Genomic DNA, 7634 nt, shown 5'->3' with positions numbered 1-7634 from the left:
GATTTATGATCTTGTAGAACTTTAAATTGTGATGCTAGGTACTATATTGTTTTGTAGTCACAAAAAATTTCAAATTAACAATTTAATTTTTTATAGCACTTTTTGATTTTGCAATCTTATAGAACTTTGCAAAGTGAGGCTATGCCCTATTTAGGGCATTTTGACTTGAACTATTTTTGCACTGCAAAACTTCCGTAAATTAATATTCATTTCAACTCCTTACAACCGCTACAACTAGCCGGAATTTGTTTGTTGGCTAATTGCTGTTTTAAATCGGCAATCGACACGTAATGACGAGCATCTTTAATAAAGCAACAGGGAAATTCGCCACTATCAATCGCGTAATACCGCATCAAATCCTGCTGTAAATAAGCACATTGATATAACGAAGGTCGTGGATGAACGACGACATGCTGTGGATAGCGGTAGTTATAATCCGGCTTTGACTGCAGGGGCTGAACGATATGCTTAAGCCCGCGTTGCTGACACCATGCAGCTACCGCATGAAAAGAAGGTGAGATAGCGACAGTAAAAATCGTTACCTCCAAAAAAGAAGAAACTGACTCGATAAATTCCAACACCCGCGCCAAGTTATGACGTCCAACACGGCTGGCTTCAGCCGGATCCAACGTATCCAAACTAATTCCGATTTTTTTAAAACTTTGTGCAAAATGTTCTGGATATTTATAGCTACCGTTTGTGATAGTGGTTGGTTCAGATCCAATACGACGAACATGCGCTGCCATGTTAAAAAAATCGTGATTAAGCGTAGGTTCGCCTTCACCTTGTAGTGATACTTGAGCGGGAATTCCATAACGATGCACATGACTATCCATGATCTTAAGATAATGTTCCATCGTCATGTCTTTCTGCTCCATGTCACGTCCAGCACAATAAAAACAATCAAAATTACAGCGGGTCGTGACTTCAATTTGAACGTTCATTAGTAATCATAAAATGAGTAGGGCTTGCTAAATGTCATTGAATGACAGTGGCTAATATTAATTTTCAAGCTTAACCTTCATCGCACTCCAAAGCCGTTGGCAAGCTTGCTCTGTACTAAAATTTGCATAGCGCTGTGCAAAGGCCTGCGCAGCCTGACGGTAGCTGGGCATTGTGAGCAGAGTGTTGATAAGGCTGGCGCATTGCTCTATGGATTGCTGCTCCCGCAACATCAAGCCTGCGCCCATTCTTTCCAGAGGCAACCCTGCCAAATATTGCTCGGCCATTTGCGGCACTAACATGACAGGCACGCCTGCTAGTAGTGCGGTAGCGATGGTTCCGGCACCGTAAGTAATAGCCAAATCAGCATGAGATAAGAGCGGCTGTAAATCAACGGGGTGGTCAAAAATGCGCAAGCGGTTATAGCGTGCTTTCCATTCAGAAGAGATTCCGGGTACGGCACAGATCACCTCGGCATCCAGCGACTGCAATGCAGTCAAGATGGCTTCGCAGGCGGCCATACTCGGCCGGAGATAAGCAAATATCCGGTGGGTTGCCTTACCTTGCCATTGAATAGCGGATGAGGTTGTCGTTGCGGGCAATGCATATAGAGAGCCAATATAATCACAGGCTGACAAGCAACTCGTTCATTCTCTGCCCAATATTAGCGGTGTGTGCAGCGGACAAAAATTTCGCGTAGTTCACTAGTGTTAATGTAAAACCTTGTTTAAATTCTTCATCCAATTTATCACGGACGTTACAAACATTGACAGTGATGTTTTTATTTAAAATCCAGTATGGATCATCCTCATTAAATTCATATCCATTACGCGACTTATGCAACTTAATGGACTTGATTGAGATTGGGTAATTTACTTGAGTATGGCGATTAGAATTAGTTTGATTTTGCCTAGTCATTTTTTAGATTCTTTGGAATTATTGACATACGTTCTTGAAGTTGTAGCCCGGCCTCTAAAGCCCTGATTTTGATATGGCGCTTGGTATATATGGCGGCGCTCCCTGATCCTGATTTCCAGCCTTGAAGGTACGAGCGCTGCTGTTCCTGCATTTCAGGAGATGGTGGATTTTCCATTTCATCCATCAACCTGGAGAAACTATCGTTCCACGTGTGTCGCAATCCATGCCCTCTTAGAATGGAAAGCTCTGGTGACGACTTTGCGATCAAAGCGATCAATTTTTCGTACGCAGAGCGCGACATCGGTTGACCCTGCGTAGGCCCAGCTTTATGCGTAATGAACAAATAATCGTGCTTCCTTGCTCTGGGAACTTTGTTTCTGTGATGGAGAATATAGTTATGAATCTCACTTACGAGTGTCGGTTTCATAGGGATTCGTCTATCGAGTGTTTTTACTAGTGGCTGATCAATCCTAGGATCGGATTTATCATCGGCCCGTCTTGCAATCACGATCTGATTATTTGAAAACGAAATATCCCTTACTCTAATATTCAACAATTCGCCACCTCGAATTCCCAGGTAAAGCAAAAGTAAAATAATTACTTGATTACGAACCTGGATGGCAGGATCGTGGAATGGATTTCGTTCCGACCCAGGTTGAACAACTTCAAGTAAAACATCGATCTGCTCTCTGCTCAACCCTTCCTCGGATTCCGCCTGGTTGCAGCATTTTTTTGGAGGCCGCCGCGCTTTTAGTCCCGAATACATTTTTTCGATTTCAAGCGTTGTATGTTTATCTGTATTTGTCGATAACAAAGTCTCTGCGAGCCATTTTGAATAGTGGGCAATATGAGTTAAACGATTGTAGGTGCTCGCCCGATCAGTTGTTCGAATAACCCGCTTCTTTCGTTGCCGATTCTGGTTTGGTAATTGCAATACATTTTTCGACGCTGCAGAATCGCGTGGCCCAGAAAAATTTAACTGACAATAGTCACGTATTGCATCCATCTCATTAGGCTGCAAGAAAAGGCGCTTCAAAAATCTCACTTCAATGTCTACATTGGATTTTTCATTAAACGCCATCAATACGTTGAGCGAAGCTAACGTTGATTCCATCGCAGCGGTCGACAATGACCGATTTCTTACCTGTGTGATCAAGAAAAGATTGGGATAGTAATATGGCAATCCAGATGCTTTGCTGACCAGTAAGCAATACCGCTCACCATTTTTCATCACAAAGCTTTTAATTTTGCAATTGCAAGAAGGCATGAACAATCCATTCAAAATTCCAATAATTCGATTTATGGATACCTTACTCAATAAAATTCGCTCTTGATTTTAATTTAATCAAGGCTAAATAGTTATTTTATACACAACCAAAATTCGCTTTATTCCAGGCTCCGCCAACACATTATCGAATACGCATTAAAATTGCAAGTCATTGTTTATAAACGATATTATCTACGATATTTGCAACAAGAAATTTATTTAAGCACAATCAATTGACTGATTCATTACCGTAGATTGTTAGCTTAATAAATGCTGGGTAACATTTGCTGTGCCCTATTTCAAATAAAACAGACCGACAGTCTTGAGGGAAGGGTTCCGCTACGCTCCACCCTTGAAACCTATACAGCTTTCATGGGAAAGAAATGAATAGATAAAATGAAAAAATAAATCCAAAACTCGCCCCAACACAGTAGATCAGTAAAATTTGGATGAAGCTTCGACTGAAACTTTACATTTATTAATGTCCTACTTTACCTAATAGCTACTCATCAAAAATTTACATTATTTTTTGATGAGAATAAAAAAAGCCCTGAATAATCAGGGCTTTAGGGGTAAAACTTTACAGTCTATATCGCAGGTATGTCTCAGAACGGAATATCGTCATCCATGTCCGAAAAATTCGGCGCTGGACGTGATGCCGGCCGTTGTTGCGGCTGCGCTGCCGGCGCACTTTGACGTGGTGCCGGAGCGGAATTTTGCATACTTGGTTGGGAATCGTAACCGTCATCCATACTTCCGGCACCTGGTCGGCCGCCTAGCATTTGCATGCTGTCTGCCTTGATGTCCGTGGCATATTTTTCTATACCGTCTTTGTCGGTATATTTACGTGTGCGTAAGCTGCCTTCAACGTAGACTGACGAACCTTTTTTAAGGTATTGACCTGCGATTTCGGCTAATTTGCCGAAGAAGGTAACGCGGTGCCATTCAGTAGTTTCTTTTTTCTCGCCGCTGGCTTTATCTTTCCAGCTATCAGTGGTGGCGATAGATATTGTGGTCATTGCATCGCCGCTCGGCATGTAACGTGTTTCTGGGTCGCGGCCCAAATTACCCAAAATGATGACTTTATTAACAGATGCCATGGTTTCTCCAGTGTCTTACGTGTTAGTTACTTAATAATTAGTTCATTGCGGCGGCGCCAATCTCGTGCTGAATCCGTTTTTGCGACCGACGCGATTTTATACAGTGGATGCGATTATAAGCCAGAAGACCCCACATAAAACGGCTGAGACTGCAAATACAGATCAATCCGGTTTTAGCACAAACTGGAAATATTAACAAAATTAATATTCAGTCAAACATGCCAACTCACGCAACTTCACTCAAGAAGCCTACAAAGTTTTGGTGAGGATTAGCGAAACCCGATATAGTATCAGGTTGGCTGGTTTGGCCATCTTTCACAATGAGTAAAATGAGCAAAAACTCCACCAAAGACACCGGCATAGTCAGCAGCGCTAAGGCAAAAACGCCTGCCAAGCTGAAAAATCCGCCTAAGACTGCCCCCACTACTCTCGCTACCCACGACTCCCGTGATCAAATCCGGGTGCGCGGCGCACGAACACATAATTTAAAAAACATCAGCCTTGATCTGCCGCGTAATCAACTCGTGGTGATTACCGGCTTGTCCGGTTCGGGCAAGTCGTCGCTGGCGTTTGATACCTTATACGCAGAAGGTCAGCGCCGTTACGTAGAATCTTTGTCGGCGTATGCGCGGCAATTTTTACAGTTAATGGAAAAACCCGATGTGGATTTGATTGAAGGTTTATCGCCAGCCATTTCGATTGAGCAAAAAGCCACTTCGCACAATCCGCGCTCTACCGTCGGTACCGTCACGGAAATTCACGATTATTTGCGCTTGCTGTATGCGCGCGTAGGTACGCCGTATTGCCCTGATCATCCTGAAAACCCACTAGCGGCGCAATCTGTTTCGCAAATGGTGGATTTGGTTTTAGCGATGCCGGAAGATACTCGCCTGATGATTTTGGCTCCAGTTGTGGCGAATCGCAAAGGTGAGCACGTTGATTTCTTTGAACAAATGCAAGCGCAAGGTTTTGTGCGCTTCCGCCTGCAAAGCGGTACCGCAGCGCCTAAGATTGTTGAAATTGATGATTTACCCAAGCTAAAAAAAACCGAGAAACACACTATTTCTGTAGTAGTTGACCGGATTAAAGTTAAAGCCGATATCAAACAACGTTTGGCAGAATCGTTCGAGACTGCCTTGCGTCTGGCCGAAGGTCGTGCCATTGCGGTAGAAATGGATAGCGATAAAGAACATCTGTATTCGAATAAATTTGCCTGTCCAACTTGCGGTTATTCATTGCAAGAATTAGAGCCGCGCTTATTTTCGTTTAACAATCCAATGGGTGCCTGCCCTGAATGCGATGGCTTAGGTCACATTGAATTTTTTGATCCGAAACGCATCGTCGCCTTCCCGAATTTATCGCTGGCTTCCGGCGCAGTAAAAGGCTGGGACCGACGCAATCAGTTTTATTTCCAAATGCTGTCCAATCTGGCGGCGTTTTATGAATTCGATATTGATACGCCGTTTGAACAATTACCCGAAGCCGCGCAACAAGTTATTTTGTATGGTTCCGGCAAGCAGCACATCCCGTTTACCTATATTAATGAAAAAGGTAAGACGGTTATTCGTGAGCACAGTTTTGAAGGCGTAGTAACGAATTTGCAGCGCCGTTATCGCGAAACGGATTCGATGGCGGTTAAAGAAGAATTAGCCAAATTCATTAATGAAAAAGAATGCCCGGCCTGCCATGGTGCACGCCTGCGAGTGGAAGCGCGGTTTGTCAAAGTCGGTAACGGCGCACAAGAAAGCTCGATTTACGAAGTGAGTGCGCTACCGTTACGCAAAGCCTTGGCATTCTTTGAAACGCTGGAATTAACCGGCGCTAAAAAAGAAATTGCTGACCGCATCATCAAGGAAATCGCATCACGCCTTAAATTTTTAAACAATGTCGGCCTTGATTATTTATCGCTGGATCGCAGCTCAGATACCTTGTCCGGCGGCGAAGCGCAGCGGATACGTTTAGCGTCACAAATCGGCTCCGGCCTGACTGGCGTAATGTATGTGTTGGATGAGCCGTCCATCGGCCTGCATCAACGCGACAATGACCGCTTAATCGGCACACTGCAACATCTGCGCGACATCGGCAATAGCGTGTTGGTGGTTGAACACGATGAGGATGCGATCCGTTGTGCCGACTATGTAATTGACATGGGCTTGGGCGCTGGCGTGCACGGCGGTGAAGTTATTGCCGCGGGCACGCTGGAAGATATTTTAAGTAACCCGCGGTCACTCACCGCGCAATATTTAAACGGCACCAAAAAAATCGCAGTACCTAAAACACGCACCCAATTTGATGCGGAAAAATTGTTCACCATCAGCGGTGCGACCGGCAATAATTTAAAAGGCGTTACGCTGAATTTGCCAGTCGGCTTATTAACCTGCGTCACCGGAGTTTCCGGCTCAGGCAAATCGACCTTAATCAACGACACTTTATACCTCGCCACCGCGCATCATATTTACGGTTCACACGCTGAACCGGCTGCGCATGAAAGCATTAGCGGCTTTAATCATTTTGATAAAGTGATCTCGGTTGACCAAGGCCCGATCGGTCGTACACCGCGCTCAAACCCTGCTACGTACACCGGTTTATTCACACCGATACGCGATTTATTTTCCACCGTTCCTTCCGCCAAAGAACGTGGATATAGCGCAGGACGTTTTTCTTTTAACGTTAAAGGCGGACGCTGCGAAGCATGTCAGGGCGACGGCGTTATTAAAGTCGAAATGCACTTTTTACCCGACGTGTATGTGCCGTGCGATGTCTGCCACGGCAAACGCTACAACCGCGAAACGTTGGAAGTGCACTACAAGGGAAAAAACATTCAGGAAGTGCTGGGCATGACGGTAGAAGAAGCACATCAATTCTTTAGCGTGGTGCCGCTGATTGCGCGTAAATTACAAACCCTGTTGGATGTTGGCCTGGGTTATATTCGCCTCGGTCAAAGTGCCACTACCTTGTCTGGTGGTGAAGCGCAGAGGGTTAAATTGTCGCTGGAATTATCCAAACGCGACACTGGCCGCACTTTGTATATTTTGGATGAACCGACTACCGGTTTGCATTTCCACGATATCGATTTACTGTTGAAGGTCATTCACCGTTTGCGCGATCAAGGCAACACGGTGGTCATCATTGAACACAATTTGGATGTGATTAAAACCGCGGATTGGTTGATTGATTTAGGACCGGAAGGCGGCGCAGGCGGCGGGCAGATTATTGCAACAGGTACGCCGGAACAAGTGGCGAATAATCCGGCTAGCGTTACTGGGAAATATTTATTGCCGTTGTTAGGTTAAGTGAATTCGTAGGTTTGGCTAAAGCACTGCCAACCCAACAATTGATGAAAAATGTTGGGCTGGTAAATCGCTAGCCCAACTTACCAAGCACAGCATTCTATGCCGTATTTTCTC

The 7634-nt window shown here is 44.7% G+C and carries 5 protein-coding genes; 1 reads left to right on the top strand and 4 read right to left on the bottom strand.

Annotation, left to right across the window (positions count from 1 at the left end):
• Nucleotides 1–206 precede the first annotated feature (206 nt).
• The 4 genes from S2091_RS04035 to ssb all read right to left on the bottom strand — a co-directional run bounded on the left by S2091_RS04035 (nt 207) and on the right by ssb (nt 4227).
• Nucleotides 207–944 carry a radical SAM protein gene (locus S2091_RS04035; RefSeq protein WP_105530499.1) on the bottom strand — a complete coding sequence of 246 codons (738 nt, stop codon included), beginning with the start codon at nt 942–944 and terminating at the stop codon, nt 207–209.
• A 57-nt stretch (nt 945–1001) separates the two neighbouring features.
• Nucleotides 1002–1580, bottom strand: coding sequence for a glycosyltransferase (locus tag S2091_RS04030; protein ID WP_133166855.1), 579 nt, complete (start codon nt 1578–1580; stop codon nt 1002–1004).
• Nucleotides 1581–1852: 272 nt separating this feature from the next.
• Nucleotides 1853–3127, bottom strand: a complete 1275-nt coding sequence (locus S2091_RS04020) for a site-specific integrase (RefSeq protein ID WP_105530496.1) — start codon at nt 3125–3127, stop codon at nt 1853–1855.
• Nucleotides 3128–3732: 605 nt separating this feature from the next.
• The gene (ssb, locus tag S2091_RS04015) at nt 3733–4227 is read right to left on the bottom strand and encodes a single-stranded DNA-binding protein (protein WP_105530495.1); all 495 of its coding nucleotides are present in this window, start codon (nt 4225–4227) and stop codon (nt 3733–3735) included.
• Nucleotides 4228–4556: 329 nt separating this feature from the next.
• Here ssb and uvrA point away from each other — a divergent pair, with 329 nt between their 5' ends.
• The gene (gene uvrA, locus S2091_RS04010) at nt 4557–7520 is read left to right on the top strand and encodes an excinuclease ABC subunit UvrA (RefSeq protein WP_105530494.1); all 2964 of its coding nucleotides are present in this window, start codon (nt 4557–4559) and stop codon (nt 7518–7520) included.
• Nucleotides 7521–7634: the final 114 nt, after the last annotated feature.

Source organism: Solimicrobium silvestre (assembly GCF_002976435.1).
GTDB lineage: Bacteria > Pseudomonadota > Gammaproteobacteria > Burkholderiales > Burkholderiaceae_D > Solimicrobium > Solimicrobium silvestre.
Note: the sequence above shows the minus strand (reverse complement) of the source record. Positions and strands in the feature narration are given on the sequence as shown.

Coding starts and splice junctions, on each gene's coding strand:
- S2091_RS04035 (WP_105530499.1), bottom strand. CDS start 944: ATGAACGTTCAAATTGAAGTCACGACCCGCTGTAATTTTGATTGTTTT.
- S2091_RS04020 (WP_105530496.1), bottom strand. CDS start 3,127: ATGCCTTCTTGCAATTGCAAAATTAAAAGCTTTGTGATGAAAAATGGT.
- ssb (WP_105530495.1), bottom strand. CDS start 4,227: ATGGCATCTGTTAATAAAGTCATCATTTTGGGTAATTTGGGCCGCGAC.
- uvrA (WP_105530494.1), top strand. CDS start 4,557: ATGAGCAAAAACTCCACCAAAGACACCGGCATAGTCAGCAGCGCTAAG.